Here is a 21,442-nt window from a genome sequence, read left to right as displayed (position 1 = left end):
GCGTCGGGAGTCTTGGTGATGTGGTTGAGGACCGTTGCTGTCCGGGTTGAGGTGCGCGGGGTAGGAGCGCTCAGCTCGCCGTCGGCGGGGCGGACAGTGAACAAGTGCGAGCCCAGGAGTGGCTCGATAGCGATCATCAGCCGGCTGCCGGTGGGCGCCGCCGTGACCGGGCGGAGGGTCCTCGGCTGCGTGGGTCAAGCCGGATCGCTGTAAGAGTGGTCTTTGTGATGGTTTTCGAGCCGCTGAGGATGGCTACTACGGTGGCGTAGCGGATCCGACGGGACAAGCTGTCGATCATGCGGCCGATGTGGTCGTGGAGCGGGTCGGCGTGGTGCAGGAGGTCACCGGGCGTCGGGCGATGTAGGCGTAGTGCTTGGTCGAGCGTCTCGACGGGGGCTCACCAGTGGTCGCGTTCGACGGTCGTGGTGTTTGCGAAGGGCCCGGTGGTGATCGTGCTGAACCGGCCGGCGATCTGGCGGCCGCTGATGCCGGTGAACAGGCCTTGTGTTGCGACGTCGATGCCGATGTGGACGACGGTGGCGTCGATGTGTTCGGCGAGGTACTTCAGTTGGTCGGGAGCCTCGGCGCCATTGAGGGTGTGGAAGACGATGCTGTGGATTTCGCCGACGAGCGCGAAGGTCGGTGCAGGTGTGGTGGAGCAGGTCACAGGCGCTGCTGGTGATCTGGGCTTGGTTGCTGTAGCGGCGGATCGGGAGGTTGGGAAGCGCGCGAACTCTCCGTTCAGTGTCTTCGGGGTCGCGGCTGGCGGGACGGTGATGTAGACGACCGGCAGGAACAGTACGGGACGTCGCCGCGGCGACGACGGGCGGTGATCTTGCGGTGTTTGCCGAGTTGGGCGATCGCGGTGGTCTTGCTGGTGTCAGGCTAGTAACGTCGTTGTGGCTGAAGCGACCACACCGGAAGGTCACCTGAACAGCCTATGTTTCCGACAGCTCTTCGTCTGATGCCGGAATCGTGCGGCTCGGGGTCCGGGTGATGCCGTGCACTGCAGCTCTTCCCCGCTCTCAACAACCTCGGCAAGCCAATCGCGGTCGAGGTTACGACCGCCGAGGCGAGCGGACACTGGCGGCGCGTCAGGCTGGACCTGGCGGTTGGGGCTGGGGCGAGCGGGGGTGCGGCGGACGTGGTGCCCGTGGTGGATGGGGCTTCAGCGAACGCGGTCCCGGTGCGCGCTCGCCGTAAGGGGCGTAGCCGGGAATGCGCATGTCCCCGTACCCGCCGGCGACGGTAGGCAGCACTTCGAGGTTGTTCAGCCCGTGTCGCCGCGTCAGGCCGGCTTCTGCCTGGTCGTGGGCGACGGAAAGGAGGGTGTCGCGGGAGATGTCGGGCAGCAGTTTGCTCTGCAGCAGAGTGGCGTATTGGCTCTTGAGGTGGGCCAGCTGTTTGGCCAGGTCGATGCTGCGGTCTCGAAGCTGGTCGTTCTCCGTGATGATGTCGCTGAGGATAAGGTCCCGCCGTCGTACGGTGAGCTCCTCCTGGAGCTGGTCCACCTGACGATGGAGGGCCAAGGTGCCGCGGTTGAGGATGGTCTGCATCTGCCGGTAGGCGTCGCGGTCCTTGGTGACCTCGTCCAGCTGGGTTTGGGTGGCCTTGAGCAGGGCGCGAGTGTTGTCGAGTTCGGCCTGGGTGTCGTCGCGCTGGGCGCGCAGCTGGGCGATCTCCTCGAGCAGGTCCAGCAGCATCGGATCGAGCTGGCCCTCGATTCCGCCGGAGACCTCCTCGGCTGTTCCAGTCTCCGGAGCGTCCGAGGTGGGAAGACCGGTGAGCAGATGCTGGATCATGTCGATGGTGACCACGGTGTCGGTGGTCCAGGCGGGTTCGGTGATTTCTCCCTGATACTCCCCGCCTGGATGCTCGACGCCGGCCGCGCGGCAGTACAGGCCGGCGGCGTAGGCAAGGATCGTCGGTAGCTGCTCGGGCGGGACCTGGACCCGCAACGCGTCAGTGATCATGTACCAGCGGAGGTGGTACATGGCCGACTTGCCCAGGTACTTACTGCAGGAGCTCTGCATCTGCTCGACTGTCTTGCCGTGCAGCCAGTGGCCGGGCTGGTGAGCGTGTCGAGTAATCATCCGCTCGTACATGCGCGTCAGGCAGCCGTCGTCGCGGGTGAGTACGACCACGAGAAACAGCACCAGCTGGCGATGCTCGGCGCTGAGGGTCTTCTTGTTGGTGAAGTCGTCGGTGCAGGTCAGCGCGCGGCCGACGGGGCGGCCCCTGCCGCGGGGCGTCTGGGCTGTCCTGAGTCCGGCAAGGCATGTAATAGTTCCGGCCTTCACTGGCCTGTTCCTTCTCCCCTCGGCGCTTCCAACGCACCGGATCGCTAGCGAGCACTACTCCCCTTGGGTGCTTTGCCCCTGCACCCCGCGCAGCCCCGATCGCGATTAGGGGAGAACTGACAAACAAACTCTCGGTAGTACTTTCTCCAAGGCGCCCCCCGACACCGTCAGATGCTCACACGCTATACAGATTTTTGATTCTTGCCCACGACCTTCGCTCCTTCGTGTCCGTTCGCTGCCGTCGGTCACAGGCAAAAAATGAGAATGACAGTCGCCTCACTGGATCGGGTCGTGGTGTTCACCGTGAACCACCGATGAGGTTCACGCGGTCACGATACGTTACACCTGTGCGCGAGGGGAGATGCGGCACGTGGGCACATAGCGGCGTGTCGTGTGACGCTGGTGAGTGACGATGGCCAGGCAAGGACAGTGAACCGGCGTCGGCGGCAGTGGATGGATGCGTAGGCAACGGTGCGAGCCGGCGCGGATGTCGAGCCCTGGGCGGTTCCGTTGCAGCAGAACCACCCAGGTACTCGACCGACTCGACCTGCAACCCCCGTCTCAAGGGTGTGTCGAGGAACCGTGGCCTGGAAGCGCCGGTGGTGGAGGGCCACGCAGGGCAACTTCCTACTTGCATCTGGAATCAAAACAGCGATGGTGATCAACGGCTAGAGCTGTTTGCTCGCGTCCGGGCGACGGCCGGACACGATGCTCGGGCAGATGCATGTGCCGAACCCGCCTGGCCTGCAGAAACGTCAATTCTTGCGATCTTGACGAGTAAGCCGGCATGTAACCCGTATCACAGTCAAGTTTTACTCGATATTACTGGACGGACAGGCCCGGACAGAGGAAATGCACTCCCCGCTTGTGGGCAGATCAACTTGTCCGGTTCGATCGGAACCGGGTTCAAGGCCTCTCAGTCATCGGAGCACGACGGTTGCAGCCGTCGCCGGAGACGTCGTCAACGGCGAACCCGCGTACAACAGATCCCCCGTCTCGAGGAAACCCACGATGTACGACACCTTCACGTGGCGATGCCTGCTGCCCGTAGCACGACGCCACCGGCCCACTTCAACCAACTTTCCCGACGCCGTCGCACCGCCGGCCACGGCCGGCGCACCACGCTGCAACCGGCCGACACGTCACCTCCCGACCAGCGGAGGCGGCGCGTGAGCACAGATCCGGATAGTCCGCTGGCTCACGCCCTCCGCCAACTGCATCGCCGGATGGCGCTTCTACCGGTGGGTAACCACCGATGGCAGATCAAGTCTGAGCTGCCCGACGTACCCGACCGAGTCGTGGAATCGGCTTGGGACCCGGAGTCGATGCTGCTGCTGGACATGGACATCTACATCGGGATCGTCCGCGGCTGCTGCGGCACCCCCGACGACATGTCCTCGGTGATCAGCCTCTACACCAGCGCTCTGTTCGAGCGGGACCAGGCTCGGTACGACATCCCTGCGAGCCATGCGGTGCCGGGTACCCCCGACTCCTGCGACCGGCACGCGGTTGAGCGGCTCTCCTCGGCCGGGGCTCGGCGGTCACTCACGTCCGGCTCGCCGCCCACGCTGCCTCTGCGATTGCAAGCCATCACCACGCAGACCGCGTACATGGACTTCCTGAAAGCACTGGTGTCGGATTCCGGCTACACGCTACGCAAGATCGAGCAGGAGACCCGGCACCACTTCCCGCACGCGCCGGTGAGCAAAAGCACCCTGCACGACGCGCTGAAGCGCTCCACCGTGCCCACCCAGGAACCCGGCTTACGTAGCGTGCTCACCGTCCTCTACATGCGGCTCAACCGTCGGGAGAGGACTGATCCCGTCGTCGTCGAGCAGGTCGAGAACGCTCTGCAGGTCTGGCGCCAGGTCCAGCTCCCGCCGCCGCAAGACGCGGTCTCTGCCGCAGGGGCGAACTTGTGTTCGCCGAAGTCGCCATCGTGCTATCCGCTGATCGAAATGATCCTGCGTGTCCTGGAGCGCGCGGAGGAATCCGCCCGACGCGTCGGCAGCGCGGACGCCACCGGGCTCGCTCATGCCCAGCTGATCGTGCGGGAAATGGCCGGCTGAGCTCTCACCTTTCTCGTCCGGCTGGGATCCGGGAGACGCTCCTGACTGGCGGGAGCTTGAGGCTGTGCCGGCCAACGCCTCCGCGCGCCCGGCGAGCTCTGCCATGCCCCGCCGTCGTCGATGTCCGGTGATGCACCCCGCACACCGGGGCTTCCGCACCCGCGGGAGCACACCACGGCTGTCCGCCGGGCAGCCTCGACCCCACCAGGAGAAACGATGGGAAAACACCGGAGGGAGGGGCCGGCCAGCAGGGGCGGTTGCGCGGTGATCATCGCGATCACCGTGCCACTGCTCATCCTGCTGGCCACCCTCGCTGATCAGGCTTGCTCCCTGATCAGCTAACGCGCAATCCCCGCTAGAGAATCGCGCGACCGCGGGGTCGGCTGTCACGGATCGCACGACACCGGCCCCGCACCTTCTCAGTATGTCACCTTCTCCCGCCCTCGACTCCCCCTTATGCCCGGGCGCCTCCAACGTATTGGACAGACACCCACGTGCCCCACCGTCACGCCACCGACCGATCCCGCCGTCTGCTCGCTAGACGCATACACACCGGAGCGCACCGGGCTGACGGATGCCCTGCTGGCGAACGGGATCGCGAAGTCTACTTCGCCTTGCCGACGGTGTCCCCGTGCCGCTCGGGCTCGACGGGCATCAATTGGTCCGCGGGGACACCGACCTCGTCGGCACTGTCATAGAGGCCGCGCGCAATCACCACGAGGCGATCCGCCGTTGGGTTGCGCACGTGCGGCAACCCCCCCCCGACACGGGTCGGCCGGGGTGACCGGGGTGCGCCAGGATGATCGATCGCGAGTTGGGCTGCGGCCGCAGACGGGAAGTCGGATGGCCAGTCGTGACAGCGGATAGACCGAACGAGCTGATGCGGGATGGCCAATCCTGGATTACCCGCGTTTCGGGCCCTCATCGGCAGCCGAGCGCCGGCGGCGGTGCCAGTGGACCATAGGATCGCATGGCGCGCGATGCGGCCCTTGTGGCGCCGGGCCGCGACGTTCCAGGCGGTGGAATGACGCCCGAAGCGCCGCGGCCGAGCTTGATGTCGGGGACTTAGGCTAGCGGCGTGTCGCGCTGACCCGGACGGCCATCTCGTCCAGCTCACGCTCTACAACTTCGGTCCCGGCGTGCTGCTGGAACAGTAGTCCGACGGTGGCGGCGCCCGGCGCGCCGTGGGCGTGGACCAGGGCACACGCGGCGAGGTGGCGGTCACCGCGTCGGACGGCGCTGGCAGCGATCAACGTGGCCAGCCGCGCACGAGCCTGAGGGTCGGTGGTGCCGCGGTAGAGGGCCAGCCACAGTTGCTCGACCCGCTGCGGGTCGAGATCGGCCGGTGGCAGGAGCATGGGCCCGTAGACGGCGTTATTGGCCAGCGCGGTCGTGACGGCGAACGCGGCGATGTCGTCGACGAGCTCGCCGCGGCCGGCCTGGATGACGGCGTGGGTGACGATCCGGTGGGCTTCGTCGCCGCGACGTACCAGGAACGGCACGACCCGTCGGGCGAAGCGGCTGAGGCTGGCCGGCAGGGTTTCTCCGGCGTCGGCGAAGGGCAGGCACCAGGTGGGGGTCGGGGCGTCGCCGCCGAGCTGGAGGGGCTTGGCGAAGTCGAGGTCGGCGCGCGGGGCGATGACGGTGCCGAGGTGGGTGGGGCGGCGGTAGTCGCGCCAGGGGGCGCCGGGGCGGGTGTGCGGGGCCCAGTAGCGGCCGATGACGGTGTGCCCGGCGGGCCGAAGTTCGGTCTCGATCGCGGCGATCGCGGCGCGCAGCGGCAGCCATTGCCAAGCGCGGTCTTCGGCGATCATGACGACGGCCAGGTCGGTGTCGTGGTCGGCCGGTAGGGCGGCCTGCACGTGCCCGGCGATCTTGCGGGTAGTCATGCCGCGCACCTGGGTGGCGGGGAACGCGGTACCGGTGGGGGAGACGAGCCGCCCCCGGCTTGTGGGGCGAGGGTGGGTTGGGAGGGCGATGACGTGCAGGGTGTCAGTGCAGGTGTCGGGCAGGGTCCCGATCAGTTCACCGGGGGTCAGGTATACGGTCACGGTCGGCGCTCCTCGAATCGGCCTCTCCGGCGTGTGGGCCGTAGGAGGCGGTGGCGGCCCACGAGGCCGTGAGCCGCCACCGCCCCCGAGCGCGCGGCCGACGGCGGCCCGCGTCGCCGCCCGGTGTCACAGGTCGTCGTTGGGTCCGGGCCGCCGTCGGGGTGTGCGCTAGCGTCCGGGGGTCTCACCCGCCGGGACGTCCGCCTCCGGTTCCGTCTCCGCGGCGTTGGCTTTGTCGATCGCGGCGATGATGTCGTCGGCGGAGGTGACCAGGCGGGCGGTGCCGGTCTGGATCAGCTGGTGGCAGCCGGCAGATTGCACCGAGGTGACGGGGCCCGGCAGGGCCATCACCGGACGGCTGAGGGCCGCGGCGGTGCCGGCGGTGGTACGGGCACCACCGCGCACTCCGGTTTCTACGATGACTGTTGCCCGGGTGAGGGCGGCGAGCAGACGGTGTCGAGCGAGGAACCGGTGCCGGGCCGGCGGGGTGTGGGGCGGGTACTCCGACACGACCGCGCCGACCCTCGCGATCCGCTCGAGCAAGCCGACGTGCCCGGCCGGATAGCCCATGCTGAACCCGCAGCCGAGGATCGCGACGGTGGAGCCGGGACGATCGGTGGCCAGTGCGCCGCGATGCGCGGCACCATCAACGCCGTAGGCGGCACCGCTCCACACCGTGACGCCGCGCGACGCCAGCGCGTGAGCGAGTTCTGCGGCATGGTGTTCGCCGTACTGGGTGGCTGCGCGGGAACCGACGATGGCGACCGAACGCGCGCCCGCCAGCTCGTTCAGCCGCGCCGCGCCTCGCACCCACAGGCCCATCGGTGGCACGCCGGGAGCATCGTCGTCGTGGGTCAGGCCGGTGAGGACGTCGGTGGGCCACTCGTCGTCCCCGGGTATCACGAAGCGCCCGCCGGCCTGCGCTGCGGCATCCAGGCTGGCGTCGGTGAGCTCCCAGCCCGCGTCGTCGCGGCAGTCGGCGAGCACCCCGGAGGGGGCGGTGCGCTCGGCGATCCGGTGGGCGGCGTCGATGGCTCCGACGCGGGCGACGTAGCGGGCGAGGGCCGCGCTGGTGGGTTCGGCGGCGTGCTGGAGGAACGCGCGGGCTCGCCGCGCGTCGATGGAACGGGACATGAGCACTCCTTCAGGCGATGGGTTGGGCGCTGTGGTCGCGCGGGGTCAGGTCTCGTCGGGGAAGCTGCGTACGCGGATCTCCTGGCCTCGGCGTTCGACGACGGTGCCGGCCGGCCACGCAGCCGCCAGGCGCAGCAGCTCGGTGGCGCCGTCGGCGGCGTCGGCGCGCAGCTGCGGAGTGTCGGCGAATCCCAGGGCGAGGAGTGCGGTGTGGAAGCGGGCGACGAACTGGACCGGTGTCATGTCGGTTTCGACGATCTCGGCGGTGGTGGTGGTCTGGCGGCTGGTGATGCCGACGAAGCTGCGGGCGCAGCCGCAGTAGGTGTTGTCCGGGTCTTCGTGGGAAAGGCTGGCCAGGTCGACGATTTCGGTTCCGGGGATGCTGTTGGCGTCGTTGTCCCGTTCGCCTTGGGTGCGATGGGTGGAGACGAAGTACTTGAGCACGCAGTCCTCCTCCTCGGTGGCCACGCCCGGGGATGGGCGGTGGACGCGGCCTTGGCCAGCGGGCCCCGCGGGCCTGGGCAAGCCCCCGCCGAATTCCGGATGTGTCCCATGTAGACGGTGGGCTTGCCCCGGGCTGCGGGTCTGCTGCACTGGGCGGTGGCTGCGCCCGGCCGCGGCGGCGCGGGGGCGGGGAGGATGTCGTCGGGTACTGCGTTTCGCGCAGGACTCGATACTCAACGTTATAAAGAAAAAATCCGCCACACTTGTGGCGAATTACTGGTTCTTGGGGGCACACTGGCTGTAGAAGGACATCCGCAGTGGTCCACAGGAGCGACCACAGTGGACCCTTCTGGGGACCTTGATCCGCCCGACCCCCCGGCGGTCACACGGTTCCCGGCTCGGGGCAGGTCTCTGGGGAGGGCGCCTGCCCCGAGCCAAAAACTTCCTACAATCGCGCCGCAGCGACTTCTGGCGGCAGTGATTGCCCGGCGAACAACGAACGCACGTCGCGGGCACCGTGATTGTCGCGATCGACCAGAAAGGACAAGGCGCCCGCAAACGCCGTCCTGCCTGCATGGGTCCGGTCGCTCGTCCAGTTCGGCCGAGCAGAATCAGCAGTCCGGCACGCGCCATGTCTTCGACGTTGTCGGGTGCGTGTGAGATCGCCTGGAGCAAGTGGGGAACGGCCGCGGATGCGCGCCCGGCCCGCCGCAAGGAGAACCGTGGCGAGGCCGTCTTGTGCGGCCAGGCAGCCGTCGTCGTCGCCGGCGTTGTCGCAGGTGTCGAGGAGAACGGCGAGTAAGTCCATTGCCCGGTGCCACCGGCCCCATCGGCGGTAGAGAAATGCTGTGCAGGCGCCGGCCGGCGAGCGGAATGAGTCGCCTCCTGGGACGTCGTCGCGGTGTTAGGCATCCCGGCTGACATGGTGTTCTGCGTTCCGGCACTGCACGACTAGGGTAGATCAGACCGCGACGCTGACCTTCTCGGACAACGGTGGGACGCATTCCTCGCCACCGCACTGAGCCCGGAGCGTACGGACGGGTGCGGCGCCGGCGTGAGGATGCAGGAGCGGAGGCCGGGCGGCGCGGGGCCTGGTGGGGCGGTTGCGGTCATCGCGTCTCAGCACAGGCGGGGGACGGCCGCGCGGTGGGTGCGGCGGTAGTGGTCGAGCAGGGCCGGGTCGGCGTCCTCGTCGGTCAGCATGGCGGTGATCTCGGGATTCAGCGGGGGAATGTCTTCGAGTGCAAGGAGGGCACAGATCTGCCGGGCGGTCTCGATCGGCAGGGCCGAGCGCACCATCAGCTCGATCATCACGCTGTGCCGGGCGATGTCGGTGGCCGTGAGGCCGGCGACGAGCAGGGCATGACGGGTGAGGGGGTCGCGGCGTGGACGGGCCTGCTGCTCGCGGAGCAGGACGTGGGCGAGTTCGGCGCAGCGTTTCGGACCGAAGCGGGGCAGCTGGTTCCAGCAGGTGTCGGACACGACAGCGAGCTCGTCGGCCGAGCGGAACCCGGCGCGTTCCAGCAGCAGCCGGGTCGCGCGGGTGAGCGGGAGCGTCAGCAGGTGCAGGGGCAGTCCCGGCCCGGGGAGGGGAAGGAGGCTGAGCCCGGCCGGGCCGGGGGTGGCCAGCTGGTCTCGTAGCTGCGCGGCCAGCGGTGTGGCGCCCAGGACGAGGATCGCGGTATCGCGGGCTGCGGCGAGAACAGCCCAGTCGGGGGCGAGCGCGGGATCGAGGTCGGGATCGTCGCCGCGGATGAGTTTGATGAACAGGGACCGGCCGGCGCGGATGTCGTATGCGGCGTGGGTCAGGGCGTGGCTGAGGGCGGTGGCCCGCCACCGCGGCGCTGGTGTGCCTAGGTGGTAGGCAGTGACGAACTGCGTGCGCCGAGCCGGGTGCGCGGCGGCGGAACCGGGATCTGCGAAGGCCGTGCTCTTGACTGCGGCGTGCCCGGTGGCCGCCGCGCCGGTGCCCGGGGCGGTGGGCGAGGGCGCGGCTGGGGGGATGGCGGTGGCCGGGGTCGGTGTGCTGGTGGCCGGGTCCGCGAGATTCATCGAGGTTCCTTGTGGATGGGGCAGGATCGTTTGTGCGTGCGGTTGAGGGGTGGGTGTCAGCGGGCGTGCTCGCCCAGGAACGCCACGAGGTCGTCGGGCGTCATCCCGCACAGCTGGGCCATGCGACCGACGGCGTCGAGGTTCAGGCGGAAGTGGGTGGGCGGATCGGGCTGGTGCAGCAGCTGGGTGGCCCAGCTGCTCAGCGGCGCCAGGTGCGGTTCGGTCAGGCCCGCGAGCTTCCACGCGTCTGCGGTGAGGTGGTCGCGGGTGGCGCGCTGGTGCACTTTGGCGATCAGGTCCTGGGGACATTCGCCGAAAGCGAGGCAGAGTTCGACCAGGCGCAGCACCGACATACGCCGGGTGCCGTGCTCGTAGGTCGAGAGGGTCTGCAGCGAGATGTCGGAGGTCAGGCGTTGGCGCAGGTGTTTGCGTGTCCAGCCACGTTTGCGGCGCAGCCTCCGGAGTTCGTCGCCGAGGATCTTCTGGTAGCGGTCCTCATCGAGTACGGCGCGGCTGGATTCAGCCCACAGATGCGCGATCCCGGCGGTGGGGTCATTGGTGGTGGCGGGTGGTGTGAGGTCGGGCGGTGCCGGTGAATCATGTGCGGCCGTGGCGGCATCGGTCGGCGGGACATCCGGTGCCGGCTCGGCGTCTGGTTCCCGGGCGGGTGCGGCCAGGCTCTGGAGCTGGTTGTTGTCCACTGTGGATGGTGGCGGGGCGGAGCTGAACTCGATGGTGAACGGACTGCGACGCGGATCGTCGGTGGTGTCGGCTGCAGGACGGGCGGCCGTCGGCGAGGAACCTCCGGCCGCTCGGTCGGTCGGGCTTGGTCGTCGGTTTCGATGTGGTTTCGCCGGTTTTCCTGCGGCTGTCGGAGTGACCGGAGCCGGGAGGCGCCGGGCTGGTTTCGTCGGTGTGTGGCTCTGCGGTGGGTATGTGGGTGTTGCGGGGGCGCGTCGCGCCGGGGTGTCCGAGCAGGCCGGGGTGCCGGGCTGTTTGGCCGTGCCGGGGTGCTGGAGTGGATCGGGACGGTGTTGCGGGTTCGGGACCAGGTAGTTACCACTATCGGGTGTGGTCGGATCGTCAGGGGCGTCGTGTGCGACGGCGACCAGATCATCGACCCATGCAGTGATCTCTGCGGGAGGTGCGGCGGTCAGGCCCGGGACCGGGCGAGCCGCCTCGGCCGCGCGGCGATACACCGTGCCGCGGGGAACTCCGGTCGCGGTCGCGATGTCCCGGAACGACCAGTTTTTCGTTCTTGCGGCGATGCAGGTCTCGCCGAGGACCCCGAGTACGGAGGTGCCGACGGCTCGGTCCCAGTGTCGCTGCCAGGTCCGCAGGTCGCGTACGAAGCGTGTGCGGCGGCGGGCGGGCTGTTCGGCCAACGTGCGGGTGACGGCGTGGACTGCGGCGGTGAGAGCGCGTGCGGTCGCCGCCAGCTGGTCCTGGGCTGCCACGGCGACGCCGTCGGCGCGCCGGTCAGCTGCGGCGAAAGCGTCCGGCGTTGCCGGACGTCGCCGACCTGTCGTGAGGGGCTCGGTGATAGTGCCGGGGGTGTCGCTGCCGGTGGACTCCGCAGCGGCGGCGCACGCGGCGATGCGGATCTCGGCGGCGATGGTGACGCGCCAGGCCCGCCAGGTGGTGTCGAGCCGGAACGCGACGATCAGCCGCTGCCGCAGCGACGTGAACGGGACGCCGGCGAGCTCGTCACCGAGGGCCTGTACGGCCGCGTGGACTGCGGTGCCGCAGTCGGTGACGGATGTGAGTGTCCCGGCCGGTGACACCGGTTGCGGGGCGGGCGTGGTGGTGTGGTTGGGCTGGGGTGCCGCGGCGGCGATGACCGTTGTCCTTTCGCGGGAAGGGATGTGGGGGTGACCCGCGGTCAGTACTCCGGTGGGAGGATGTCGAAGAACGACGCGAGCAGGCCCGGGTCGTCTCCGAGGAAGTCCCGCACGCGGTGCCAGGTGTATTGGCACTGGGTCCAGTACTCGCGTTCGGCGGTGAGGTCTGCCAGCGTGGAGCCGGTGAGGTGGTTTTCCCGGGTGTAGTCGGCCCAGCTGAGCCGGCCGTCCTGGGCGTCGCGGGCGAGCAGGAACACCGCCCAGTCCCAGTCGAGTGCGCCGGTCCCGGTGTTCCAGTCGTGTATCCAGGTCAGCGCGTAGGCGGTGCCGGTGGTGTCGTGGCGCTGCATCCGCAGCGTCCATTGCTGGCGCAGGTGCGGGCCGTTGGCGACGGTGCCGAGATCCCAGGAGGTGCAGGTGATCCGGTGCTGGCGGGTGAAGTCGCCGCCCAGGCAGCCGCTGTGGTCGTGGTCGTGACCGCACGGGCCGACGGCGGTGAGGTGGGTGTTGGTGGGCCAGAGCCGGTCGGGCTGGAAGAACGGTTCCACGAGTTCGGTGTCCTCAGGGGATCGGTCTGTTGTCGGGTCGGTGCTCAGCGGTGTTCGTGCGGGGTGGCGGCGTGCAGGTCGGTGGCGGCCTGCAGGTCGGTGGCGGCGCCCGGGCCGGCATCGGTGAGCTGGTCGATGAGGTCGTGGGTCAGGCGGCGGGTGATGCCGGTGTCGCCGAGCAGGTGAGCGGCGCGGGCGGCGGCCAGATCGAGGCGGGCCCGGTAGCGCAGTGCGGTGGTCTCGCCCAGGCGGCGGCGAGCCCGGCCCAGTTCGCCCATGGCTTCCGCGACCCGGCCGGTCTCGATGAGGGCCTCGGCGAGGGAGGCGACGGCTTGGGCGGCGCCGAGCGGGTTGCGGGCGCGGGTCATGGCGTCGCGGGACTCGCGCAGGTGCCGGATGGCGTCGGTGAACCGGCGGTGGGCAAGGTAGGCCTGGCCGATCCGGCGGTGCACGACGGCGTGGCCGTGGGTGTCGTCGGCGAGGCGGCGTTGGTGGCGCAGTGCGAGGGCGAGTGCGCGCAGGGCGGCCTCGGGCGTTCCGGCGGCGAGCAGGACCCGGCCGGCTGCGGCGTGGGCGAGCGCTGCGAGGCGCGGATCGCCTCCGCTATGGGCGAGGTCGGTGGCGTCGGCGGCCGCGGTGCGGGCGTCGTCGTGGTGGCCGAGGTCGGCCAGGGCGACGGCGTGGCGGGCGCGGAAGACCGCCGCGATCTCCGGGGCGGTGCGGTGGGCGGCGGTGTGGCCGGCGTGCTGGATGCAGGCGAGGTCGTCGTGGTGATAGGTGGGGCGGGCCAGGTGCCAGCAGGCTTCGGCCAGCTCGAGCGCGAGGTCGTCGTGGCGGGTGTCGAGGGCGGCGGTCACGACGGCGGGAAGGACGTGGTGTTCGCGGCCGAACCAGGTGCGGGCCTGGTTTGCGCTGGTGATGGTGGCCGGGACGGCGCCGTGGTGGGTGGCGGGTGGGCTGAACCGGTGCGCGTGGGGCGCGAGGGTGGGGATGGCGGCGGCCGCGGTGGCGGCGTACCAGCCCAGCACGCCCGCAAGCTGGGCGCCGCGGACCGGCGGTGGTACCTGATCGCGGAGGTGGGTGGCGTGCTGGCGGTATCGGTCGGTGAGCCGGTAGCGGTCTGGGGGCTGGTGCTCGACCAGCCGGGCGGTGTGCAGGACCTGCAGCGCGGCGGTGACTTCGTGGTCGGGGCGGCCCAGAGCGCACGCCAGTGGCGCGGCGGTGGTGTCGGGCCCGGGAAGGTCGGCCAGCAGCTCGTAGACGCGTTGGGCCGGATCGGGCAGGTGCCCGTGGACGAGACTCACCGAGTCCGCCTGATGGTCCTGGCCAGTCGCGCGGCGCAGGCCTGGCACCAGGCCGCCAGCGGCGGAAGGAGTTCGACCGCGGGCCACAGCGGCACCATCGCCGCGGCGCAGAGCCAGGCGCAAGCCCCTGGGGTGGTGGCCTCACGCAGGACGGTCCGCGCGGTGTGGAGGCCGATGGCGGGGTACCAGGCGGTCAGCAGCAGGGTGAACAGGAAATCCATCAGGAATGACGTCGTTTCGTGGCGGAGCGGACAGGAGCAGGTCGGCGGATCAGGACGTCGGAGTCAGCGTCCGCAGGACGCAGGGGCAGGCGGCCGCGCCGACGCACTGGCCGCGGGGCGTGTTCGGTGCGGGGACAGCGGGGCACATGGGCGCCCGATCCGGCATCCGGGTCGGCGAGGCCGGTGTCGTCGTGTTGCGGTGGGCGGTCCCGGCCGGGGCTGGGAGGCGATACCCCGGGCCGGGACCGACGTCTTTTAGCGGGTGATTCCGCCGCCGGGCGTCGTGGCGTGCGTCGTGCCGACCGCTGACGGCCGGCGTTGTTCGCCTGCCATCACAGATCCGCGGTTCGTTCGGCGGTGAGGAACGTGACGCCGGTGGTCGCCTCGATGAACTCGCGGTGCGAGGTGAGGTCGACGATGATCGCGGGCCAGGAGATGGTGTCGTCGCCGATGTCGGCTCCGCGGCTGAGGAGGCCGACGACCGGCGGCGGTGCGTCCTCGGCGGTGCCCGGTACGAGCCGGGCAGCTCCACCGGAGTAGCCGTTGCTCATGCTCGCCGGGGCCGGGACGTTGGCCGCGCAGAACTCGTCGGACTTGATCAGGCCGCCGAGGGCGGCTTTGCGGGTGATGGTGGTGGTGTTGACCTGGGTCAGCAGCCCGGGTCCGTGGTGGCCGTCGGGCCAGCCCAGGCAGGTGAGGGCGGTGCCCTCGGAGATCGGGCCGGCGAGCAGGCGCGCGGGTGGGACGTCGGTCGGCTCGGTCAGGCGCAGCAACGCGAGATCGGCGCTGGGTTTGGCGCGGTTCTTCCGCGCGTCGGGAGTGCCGATCGCAGGCAGGTAGCCGTTTTCGATGCGTTCGGCGATCGTGTGCCGTTTACCGGTGAAGAGGCGGGGATCGCCGATGCGGACGTGGAAGGTTTTCTCGGCGGTGGGCGGTTCGCCGGTGTGGGGCTGGTCGAGTGCCGGGCAGAACAGGTGTGCGCAGGTGAGAACCCAGTCGGGGGCGATGACGACGCCGAGACCGGTGAAGTGGTCGCTGCGGTCGCCGCCGTCGTAGTGCACGGCGGCGATCCACGGCGCGTCGATCGGATCGTCGGCGACGTGGGGCGGGGTGTCGAGGCTGTCCAGTGCGGTGTGGTAGGCCTGCCGCGGTCCGGCCAGCAACCTATGCCGGATGGTTCCTCGGACAGATCGGGTTGCCATGTCGGTTCGTCCTTACGTGAGGGGATTTGGTGTGATGTCGCGGTGCGATATCGGTGGCCGGATGTGGCGCGCCGGGTGCTCGGTGCGGGGCTCGCTTGCGGTCCGGGTGACGGCGCGGTTTACCAGGGTGTCCAGCTCAGCAGCGCGGTAATGAGGACGCCTGCGGCCGCCGAGAGGAGTTCGTCGGACTGCCGGGCGGGAGCTTCGTGTGCGTCGGCGTCGGCGGGTGTCACGCCTGGAGTGCCTCGCCGAACACGTCCCCGTGTGCGCGCACGGCGTCGACGATGACGACCGGCGGGCTGACCTCCGGGCTGATGCCGATGCCGCGGCTGCAGATGCCGAGCAGCTCGGAGTCCTCGCCCTGCTCGCCGGGCCGGACCAGTGCCCCGCCGGAAAATCCTGCGCCGACCTGCAGCGGGCCGGGGAGGTTGGCGGCGCAGAACTCGTCGGCGCCCAGCTGGATACCGCCGGCGGCTCGGTCGATGACGCAGGTGTCGACCTGGATGAGGCGGCGGGCGTTGCTGATCTGCGGGGTTATGCCGAGCAGGCTGACACGGTCGCCGACGACGGCGGATGTGGTCGCCCGCCGGATCGGTGCGTGGGGCACCGGTCGGTCGAGCACGGCGATGGCGATGTCGTTCCGCGCCTCGGCCGGCCTGATGCTGGTGGGTGTGCTGTCGAAGCTGCGGGTGATGACGTCGACGATCTCGTAGCGTTCGCCGCCGCCGGGGGTGAATGCGCCGACCTGGATGAACCGGTCGCGGTCGGCGAAGGGGGTGAAGTCGGGATTCTGCTGGATGGCCGGTGGGACGGGCAGGGTGGTGTCGAAGAAGTGGGCGACGGTCAGGACGTGGCGGGGGCCGATCAGGACGCCGACACTTTCGGCTTGGTCGAATCGGCCGCGTGCGGGGCAGTCCCAGCGGGTGGCGACCATCCACGGCGCCGCGACGGTGGCCGGTGCGATGAGGGGTGCCATCGGGAGGGTGGTCAGGACGTGGGTGGCCGCGTCGGTCGCGGTCGCGACAGCGGCGTCACGCTGCGCGGTCAGGTCGCCGATCTGCGCGTCCAGCCGGCTGATGGTGTGGGCGGCGCTGGCCGTGCCGATCTCGGTGGCGTCGGCGGCCGTGGGGGTGGACACGAACGGTTTCTCCTTGAGCGGTTGAGGGTTGTGGGTGGACTGATCGACCGTTGGCGCCGTCGTGGGGTGGATCGGTTACCGGCGGTGTCGCGGTCGGTGGTGCTGCGGGTGCCTGGCCGTGCACGGGAATGGCTGTGCGCGGCCAGGCACTCGCGGGATTCCGTGCACCGAGGGTTCGGCTCCGAACCCCGGTGGTGGGCGAGAGGTGACCGGCCACTCCCCAGTGGACGGTCGTGCAGGGCCGGTGCCGTCACGCGGGTGTCCCGAGTGTCGTGTGACGGCAACGGCTTCTGCAATCCTGACCAGCCGCGAGGTCGGGTGCGGGCGGTCAGGACGTCATAGGCGCGCGCTCTCTCAGCGTCGTGACGGCCATGTCAGCGATCTGAGAGACCAAGCCGCAGGCGTCTGCGGTGTCTCGTTTGCTGGCGCCCAGGGTGAGGCTGACGTCGATGGACAGGTCGTCGGCCAGTCCGATGCTGGCTTGGCAGAATCCGATGGGGATGCCGGTTGCTTTGGTTCCGGCGTGTGCGATGGCGGGGAATCCTTGGATGGGGGGTAGTTCTTTCCATAGTGCGGATTTGGGTTGGGTGTTGGCGTATTCGGCGCTGAGGCCGGTGTGGATGTTGAGGGTGTAGGAGACACCGACAGCGCCGCCGGTGTCGGGGTTGAACCAGCCGCAGGCCGGGCCGACCTGTGCCAGGTCCTCTCGCTTGCCGGTGATCTGCGCGCCAAGTGCGGCCACGACCTGGGTGGGGGTGAGCGCGTCGGTGCAGGGGTCGCCTGACAGCACCGACCGTGGCAGCGGATCAGTCACTGTTGGCGCACCGGCGAAGGGCAACCCCGGCGGTGACGGCGACTGGGTCGCGGTGGCTGTCGGGGTGAGGTGTGTGCGGTGACCGGGCGTGCCGCATCCCACGCAGAGCACGAGGGTGGCTGCCAGCGTGACGAGCCGCGGGAGCGGGGGTGTGGTGGTCATGTGCGGGGGTTTCTGTGTTCGGCGGCTGGGTCGGTGGGTGCAGGCGCGGGCGGCGCGTCGCGGTGGGTGTCGTCGCGGGCTGCGTGGCGGTAGAGGCGGGCTGCGATCTGGGTGAAGGCGCGTGCGTGGAACCGCAGCTCGTTTCCCCGGGTGCCGGGAGTGGCGTGCTGTGGCGGGGGTCGGCGAGGTGTTGCTCGAACTGTGCGTGGGTGGTCCGCAGCTGCCGCGCGATCAGGTTCAGCTCACCGGCCGGCTCCGCGGCGGCGGTGTCGTCGGTGGCGAGCCGGTCCGCGCAGAGCTGCGCACCGACCGCGAGCGCGTGCAGCGCGGCGTGTTCGCAGGCCGCGATCGCCTCGGCGGGATCGGCGGCCTCGAGGACACCCATGACCGCGATGCCGCACGGGCACGGCAGACCGGACGTCACGACCGGGGTCCTGAGGCCGTGGGGTTGGCGGGGTGCGCCGGTGCGGGCACCGTGGCGGACGGGCGGACGTTGCCGAGACGCACGAGCAGATGACCCTCTCTTGTGGATAGTGGGGCACGGACACGGTGACCGGGGAGTGCGGGTGTGGCGGTGGGGTGCCTGGCCGTGCAGGGGAATGGTGTGCACGGCCAGGCGCACCCCCAGGTCCCGCGCACCGGCGGGCCGGTTTTCGGCTCTCCGGTGCGCGGGTGACCGGCAGCCACGGTGACCGGTCGTTCCCGGAACCCGGCTGTGTCGTCGCGATCAATCCGCGGAGCGCGACGGGTCATCGGGTCCGGTTTCCTGGCCTGCCCGGGGTGTCGGGCCCCGTCCAGGCCAGGACGTCAGGGCGGTTTTCCCGGGTGCCAGGGCGGGGCTGGCAGATCGGCGTCGGGCAGCGGTTTCTGGGCGAGCGCCGCGGCGTTGAAGTGCCCGCACACCGGCGGGTCGGGCGGGCCGTCGGGATACCAGCCGAAGGCCGGGACGATCCCGTGCGGCAGCAGGCGTGTCCCGGCGAGCATCGCCTCGATCTCGGCGCGGGTGGCGAGGCTGCCGGTGCCGGGCCCGAACTCGCGCAGTGCCTGTTCGAACGCGCGGGCTGCGGCGGCCATGTCCGGATGCTCGGGGAGAAAGAGGTGCGTCATGGCCAGAAACGACCCGGCTGGCAGCTGCGCGAGATGGTCCTGCACGACCTCGGCGACTTCGGTGCGGGTGCCACCGTGAAACGACATCACCCCGGCCAGCAGCAGCGCGACGGGCTGGTGGTCGCGGGCGAGGATCCCGCTGCGTCCGCTGTGGGCGTGCAGGGAGTTCCACATCGCGGCGGGATCCCACGGGTCGGCTGCCACGACATGGACTCCGGCGTCGTCGTCGGCGATGGTGCGCACGGCCGCGACGACCAGGGGGTCGCGTTCGACGTAGACGACGCTGGCGCGGCGGGGCTTGCGGTTGCCGGCTTCGCAGCTGCGAATGTGGCGGTGCAGGTCGTTGCGGGGATCGAGGTGGGGCAGACCCGCGCCGGCGACGATGACGGTCCCGACCTCCTGGTGCTTGACCAGGTAGGTGGTGACGCGGTCGAGGAACGCCTGCTCGGACCGAAACACGAAACCGGCGTGCGGCGCCGATGCCGACAGGTGCCGGACGGCGTCGCGTTCGTTTTCGTGGGCGTCTTTACCCGCGGGGATGGTTCGGTCGTCGCCGTGGTCGTTGCTGCGGGCCTCGCGGAAGGCGTCGTAGAGGTAGGCGAGGTTGACCCGTGTCGGGTCGGCCCCGGCGGGGATCCGCCACCGCGGCACGTCCTGCCCTCCGCGGGTGACCGGTGCGGCTGGATGGAGGCGGGTGTGGGTCACGGGCGCACCGCCGCTTCGATGGCCAGCAGGATGGTCAGCCGGGCGGTGTCGATGCCGCACTGCGCGGCGAGAGAGGCGATCTCGGCCACCGACAGCCGGTGTACGGAGGCCCCGCCGGCCTGGCGCTGGTAGCGGGCCCACCGGGCCGCGGGGATGAGGGATTGCACCTGGTTGGCGGCGAGGGCGTCGAGGTCGACGGCGATGCCGGGGGCCCAGGAGATGCGGTGTTCAGCTCGGCGCAGGAGTTCCGACGGCGCGATGTTGTAGAGGTGGCCGGCCCGGTCGAGCTGGCGCAGGTTCATCGACCGGGTGCCGTGTTCCCAGGAGGTGAGGGTGCTCAGCGGGCAGTCGTGGCCGGACCAGATCGCCAGGGATCGGCGGGACCACCGGTGTTGTTCGCGGTGGGATTGCAGTTCCGCGCCGGTGGCTCGGGCCAGGTTGCCGGTGTCGGTGTCGCTCGTCGCCATCAGGGTCGTCCAGTGCTCGCTGTAGGGGGTGGGTGGTGTGGGGGTGGTCGGGGTCGCGGGTGGGCCAGTGCCGGGTGGCGTAGGGGAGGCGGACCGTCGGTGCGTGCGCGGTGAAGTGGTCGTAGAAGGGGCGTGCGCGGGGGACGGTCCACCAGACGTGGTCGGGGTCTGGGCCGTGGCTGCCCGGCCTCACGCCCGCACCTCTGGTGGATCGGTTGCTGCAGCGTCGACGGCGTGGTTGCTGCCGGTGGTGTCGGCTGCGCAGGGGGTGTTCTTGCAGGTGATCGCTTGGGATGTCGCGCGGTAGCGGGCTCCGCCGCGTGTGCGTGCCGCCCGGACGATGTCGCGGCAGGCCCGCTCTGACGCGCACGCCGGGGCGAGCACGCCGTCGGAGGTGAAGGTGGCGGCGTGGACGCCGTGGATACTCGCGTGGTTCCCGGCGGGTGACCGCAGGACGGTGCCGGTTGGCGGGGGTGCGGTGCGGGCCATCATGCGGCCTGCCCCGCCGGTGGGGTCAGTGGGTGCGCCTCGACCGCCCGGAACGGGGGATTTCGCGAGCGGTCGAGGCGCGCGGACCGGACAGGTTGGAGCACCGGCGGCCTGTCCGGGCCGGGTTCAGGTGACGAGGGTGTGTCCTCGTCGGGTGCCAGCCGAGCCGACAGCCTGCGTGCGGTGGTGAGGAGGCTGTCGTCGTTCCGGGCGACGGCGGAGGGGAAGTCGGGGTCGGGTCGCCTTTCACGTGGGTTCACCGCCCGATTGCGTGCTGCCTTCGTCGTCGCTGCCGTGGTTCTCGCCGAGGGGGCTGACTTCGACGATCGCTGCCGGGGACGTCCCGGCGGCGTTGCGGTAGAGCAGCTCGGTGAGTTGCGCGCAGTCCTCGGCCAAGGCTTCAAGTTCCATCGCCACCGAGTCGGCAGTCGCCGGGGTGCCGGCCACCTGTTCGGCGAGTGCGAGTGTTGTCCGCAACTGACGGGCGGCTTCCGCCGCCACGGCCTGAGGGGCCACTGCTGCTTCAGGTGCATCCGCGGGTGGCTCGCGACGCGTGTAGGCGTGCACGATGACGTGCGCCCCGACGCCGATCAGGTCGTAGCCGAGCTGACGGTAGGACGTCCAGTCGTGCCGGTCTCGTTCGGCGTAGGCGAGTCGTATCAGTGCGTCGGTGTAGGCGTCGGTGAGCAGGCCAAGCAGCGTGATCGGCGGTGCGCCGGGTTCATCCAGTACGACTGGTCGTCGTTCGGCGTCGGTCATCGGTGTGTTCCAGCGACGTGTCGTGGGCGGACGGTGGTGGGCTGTTGTCGCGGGCGTCGCCGCGTCCAGAGCGGGTTCATGGCGTCCACAACCGGGGCGCCGAGCCGATCACGAGCCGGGGTGCGCGCGGGTCGCTGGGCACGGGAAGCTCGACGAGCTGGTGGAGGATGGTGAGGGCGTCGCCGTCGCGTTCCCAGACCTTCCCGCCAGCGCGGGCCATGCGGATCGCGGCGGCGTCGGTCTCGCTTTTAATGCGGAGTGCGTCGACGAAGCCGTCGGCTTGCCAGGTGAACGCGGCTGTGATCCGTTCGAGGAGGCCGTCGGTGTCGAACTCAGGGTGGAAGTTCCAGCGGCGTCGCAGCAGGGTCGTGAACGGCTCGATGGCAGGCTCGTCCCAGAGGAACGCGAACGGGCTTGTGACGGGTGGGATCATCGATGATCACGCCCTGAGTTGTCGAGTTGCGCACCGCGGGAAAGTGCTTGCCGGCCGCCAGCTACGTGTGCCCGCCTTCGACTGACTGCCCATTGCTCGGCTAAGTCGACAGTGAAAGCGACGGCGAACAGAGCGGTGAAAGCGATCGGCAACAGCGTGGCCAGCAATTCGAAGTTGACCGTCATCGTGTTGCCCCTCGCAA

The 21,442-nt window shown here is 70.1% G+C and carries 21 protein-coding genes; 2 read left to right on the top strand and 19 right to left on the bottom strand.

The window, feature by feature from the left end:
- Positions 1–397: 397 nt before the first annotated feature.
- Together AB5J73_RS42615 and AB5J73_RS42610 are read right to left on the bottom strand one after the other, a co-directional pair.
- Positions 398–667 (bottom strand): hypothetical protein, encoded by a 270-nt coding sequence (locus tag AB5J73_RS42615; protein ID WP_370964894.1) that lies wholly within the window; start codon positions 665–667, stop codon positions 398–400.
- A 427-nt stretch (positions 668–1,094) separates the two neighbouring features.
- Positions 1,095–2,300: a hypothetical protein gene (locus AB5J73_RS42610; protein WP_370964892.1), complete on the bottom strand. Its 1,206-nt coding sequence runs from the start codon at positions 2,298–2,300 to the stop codon at positions 1,095–1,097.
- 1,325 nt (positions 2,301–3,625) lie between these two features.
- Here AB5J73_RS42610 and AB5J73_RS42605 point away from each other — a divergent pair.
- Positions 3,626–4,369: a hypothetical protein gene (locus tag AB5J73_RS42605; protein WP_370964890.1), complete on the top strand. Its 744-nt coding sequence runs from the start codon at positions 3,626–3,628 to the stop codon at positions 4,367–4,369.
- A gap of 604 nt (positions 4,370–4,973) precedes the next feature.
- Here AB5J73_RS42605 and AB5J73_RS42600 read toward each other — a convergent pair.
- From AB5J73_RS42600 to AB5J73_RS42545, 12 genes are all read right to left on the bottom strand, one after another.
- Positions 4,974–5,114, bottom strand: a complete 141-nt coding sequence (locus tag AB5J73_RS42600) for a hypothetical protein (protein ID WP_370964888.1) — start codon at positions 5,112–5,114, stop codon at positions 4,974–4,976.
- Between the two features lie 325 nt (positions 5,115–5,439).
- Positions 5,440–6,420, bottom strand: coding sequence for a DUF4192 family protein (locus tag AB5J73_RS42595; protein ID WP_370964886.1), 981 nt, complete (start codon positions 6,418–6,420; stop codon positions 5,440–5,442).
- A 168-nt stretch (positions 6,421–6,588) separates the two neighbouring features.
- Positions 6,589–7,554, bottom strand: a complete 966-nt coding sequence (gene dprA / locus AB5J73_RS42590; RefSeq protein WP_370964884.1) for a DNA-processing protein DprA — start codon at positions 7,552–7,554, stop codon at positions 6,589–6,591.
- A gap of 45 nt (positions 7,555–7,599) precedes the next feature.
- On the bottom strand, positions 7,600–8,022 hold the full coding sequence (locus AB5J73_RS42585) for a hypothetical protein (protein ID WP_370964882.1): 423 nt from the start codon (positions 8,020–8,022) through the stop codon (positions 7,600–7,602).
- Between the two features lie 1,095 nt (positions 8,023–9,117).
- The gene (locus AB5J73_RS42580) at positions 9,118–10,050 is read right to left on the bottom strand and encodes a hypothetical protein (RefSeq protein WP_370964880.1); all 933 of its coding nucleotides are present in this window, start codon (positions 10,048–10,050) and stop codon (positions 9,118–9,120) included.
- 56 nt (positions 10,051–10,106) lie between these two features.
- Entirely contained in the window at positions 10,107–10,580 is a 474-nt protein-coding gene (locus AB5J73_RS42575) for a helix-turn-helix domain-containing protein (RefSeq protein ID WP_370973494.1), read from the bottom strand.
- A 1,352-nt stretch (positions 10,581–11,932) separates the two neighbouring features.
- On the bottom strand, positions 11,933–12,439 hold the full coding sequence (locus AB5J73_RS42570; RefSeq protein WP_370964878.1) for a hypothetical protein: 507 nt from the start codon (positions 12,437–12,439) through the stop codon (positions 11,933–11,935).
- Between the two features lie 44 nt (positions 12,440–12,483).
- Positions 12,484–13,743, bottom strand: a complete 1,260-nt coding sequence (locus AB5J73_RS42565; RefSeq protein WP_370964876.1) for a hypothetical protein — start codon at positions 13,741–13,743, stop codon at positions 12,484–12,486.
- Positions 13,740–13,964: a hypothetical protein gene (locus tag AB5J73_RS42560; RefSeq protein WP_370964874.1), complete on the bottom strand. Its 225-nt coding sequence runs from the start codon at positions 13,962–13,964 to the stop codon at positions 13,740–13,742. Before AB5J73_RS42560 ends, AB5J73_RS42565 begins: the two co-directional genes overlap by 4 nt.
- Positions 13,965–14,296: 332 nt before the next feature.
- Entirely contained in the window at positions 14,297–15,166 is an 870-nt protein-coding gene (locus AB5J73_RS42555) for a trypsin-like serine protease (protein ID WP_370964872.1), read from the bottom strand.
- Positions 15,167–15,395: 229 nt separating this feature from the next.
- Positions 15,396–16,304, bottom strand: coding sequence for a trypsin-like serine protease (locus tag AB5J73_RS42550; RefSeq protein WP_370964870.1), 909 nt, complete (start codon positions 16,302–16,304; stop codon positions 15,396–15,398).
- A 328-nt stretch (positions 16,305–16,632) separates the two neighbouring features.
- Positions 16,633–17,280 carry a DUF3558 domain-containing protein gene (locus AB5J73_RS42545; protein ID WP_370964868.1) on the bottom strand — a complete coding sequence of 216 codons (648 nt, stop codon included), beginning with the start codon at positions 17,278–17,280 and terminating at the stop codon, positions 16,633–16,635.
- Positions 17,281–17,467: 187 nt separating this feature from the next.
- Between AB5J73_RS42545 and AB5J73_RS42540 the strand changes: the two genes are divergently transcribed.
- Entirely contained in the window at positions 17,468–17,797 is a 330-nt protein-coding gene (locus AB5J73_RS42540; protein ID WP_370964866.1) for a hypothetical protein, read from the top strand.
- Positions 17,798–18,087: 290 nt separating this feature from the next.
- Here the strand turns inward: AB5J73_RS42540 and AB5J73_RS42535 are convergent, their stop codons facing one another.
- From AB5J73_RS42535 to AB5J73_RS42515, 5 genes are all read right to left on the bottom strand, one after another.
- Positions 18,088–19,092, bottom strand: a complete 1,005-nt coding sequence (locus tag AB5J73_RS42535) for an SAM-dependent methyltransferase (RefSeq protein ID WP_370964864.1) — start codon at positions 19,090–19,092, stop codon at positions 18,088–18,090.
- Positions 19,089–19,559, bottom strand: a complete 471-nt coding sequence (locus tag AB5J73_RS42530) for a hypothetical protein (protein WP_370964862.1) — start codon at positions 19,557–19,559, stop codon at positions 19,089–19,091. Before AB5J73_RS42530 ends, AB5J73_RS42535 begins: the two co-directional genes overlap by 4 nt.
- A 735-nt stretch (positions 19,560–20,294) precedes the next feature.
- Complete coding sequence (locus tag AB5J73_RS42525; RefSeq protein ID WP_370964860.1) at positions 20,295–20,807, bottom strand: hypothetical protein; 513 nt, start codon at positions 20,805–20,807, stop codon at positions 20,295–20,297.
- 76 nt (positions 20,808–20,883) lie between these two features.
- Positions 20,884–21,240 carry a hypothetical protein gene (locus AB5J73_RS42520; protein ID WP_370964858.1) on the bottom strand — a complete coding sequence of 119 codons (357 nt, stop codon included), beginning with the start codon at positions 21,238–21,240 and terminating at the stop codon, positions 20,884–20,886.
- Complete coding sequence (locus tag AB5J73_RS42515; protein WP_370964856.1) at positions 21,237–21,425, bottom strand: hypothetical protein; 189 nt, start codon at positions 21,423–21,425, stop codon at positions 21,237–21,239. Before AB5J73_RS42515 ends, AB5J73_RS42520 begins: the two co-directional genes overlap by 4 nt.
- Between the last annotated feature and the right edge of the window lie 17 nt (positions 21,426–21,442).

Origin of the sequence: Amycolatopsis sp. cg9 (assembly GCF_041346945.1) — a bacterium.
Taxonomy (GTDB): domain Bacteria; phylum Actinomycetota; class Actinomycetes; order Mycobacteriales; family Pseudonocardiaceae; genus Amycolatopsis.
The sequence above is the reverse complement of the archived record's forward strand: the minus strand, read 5'-3'. Positions and strand labels throughout refer to the sequence as shown.

Excerpts from the sequence above, each read along its gene's own strand:
- AB5J73_RS42525 (WP_370964860.1), bottom strand. The coding sequence starts at position 20,807 with ATGACCGACGCCGAACGACGACCAGTCGTACTGGATGAACCCGGCGCA.
- AB5J73_RS42545 (WP_370964868.1), bottom strand. The coding sequence starts at position 17,280 with ATGACCACCACACCCCCGCTCCCGCGGCTCGTCACGCTGGCAGCCACC.
- AB5J73_RS42560 (WP_370964874.1), bottom strand. The coding sequence starts at position 13,964 with ATGGATTTCCTGTTCACCCTGCTGCTGACCGCCTGGTACCCCGCCATC.
- AB5J73_RS42605 (WP_370964890.1), top strand. The coding sequence starts at position 3,626 with ATGCTGCTGCTGGACATGGACATCTACATCGGGATCGTCCGCGGCTGC.
- dprA (WP_370964884.1), bottom strand. The coding sequence starts at position 7,554 with ATGTCCCGTTCCATCGACGCGCGGCGAGCCCGCGCGTTCCTCCAGCAC.
- AB5J73_RS42515 (WP_370964856.1), bottom strand. The coding sequence starts at position 21,425 with ATGACGGTCAACTTCGAATTGCTGGCCACGCTGTTGCCGATCGCTTTC.
- AB5J73_RS42530 (WP_370964862.1), bottom strand. The coding sequence starts at position 19,559 with ATGGCGACGAGCGACACCGACACCGGCAACCTGGCCCGAGCCACCGGC.
- AB5J73_RS42580 (WP_370964880.1), bottom strand. The coding sequence starts at position 10,050 with ATGAATCTCGCGGACCCGGCCACCAGCACACCGACCCCGGCCACCGCC.
- AB5J73_RS42555 (WP_370964872.1), bottom strand. The coding sequence starts at position 15,166 with ATGGCAACCCGATCTGTCCGAGGAACCATCCGGCATAGGTTGCTGGCC.
- AB5J73_RS42520 (WP_370964858.1), bottom strand. The coding sequence starts at position 21,240 with ATGATCCCACCCGTCACAAGCCCGTTCGCGTTCCTCTGGGACGAGCCT.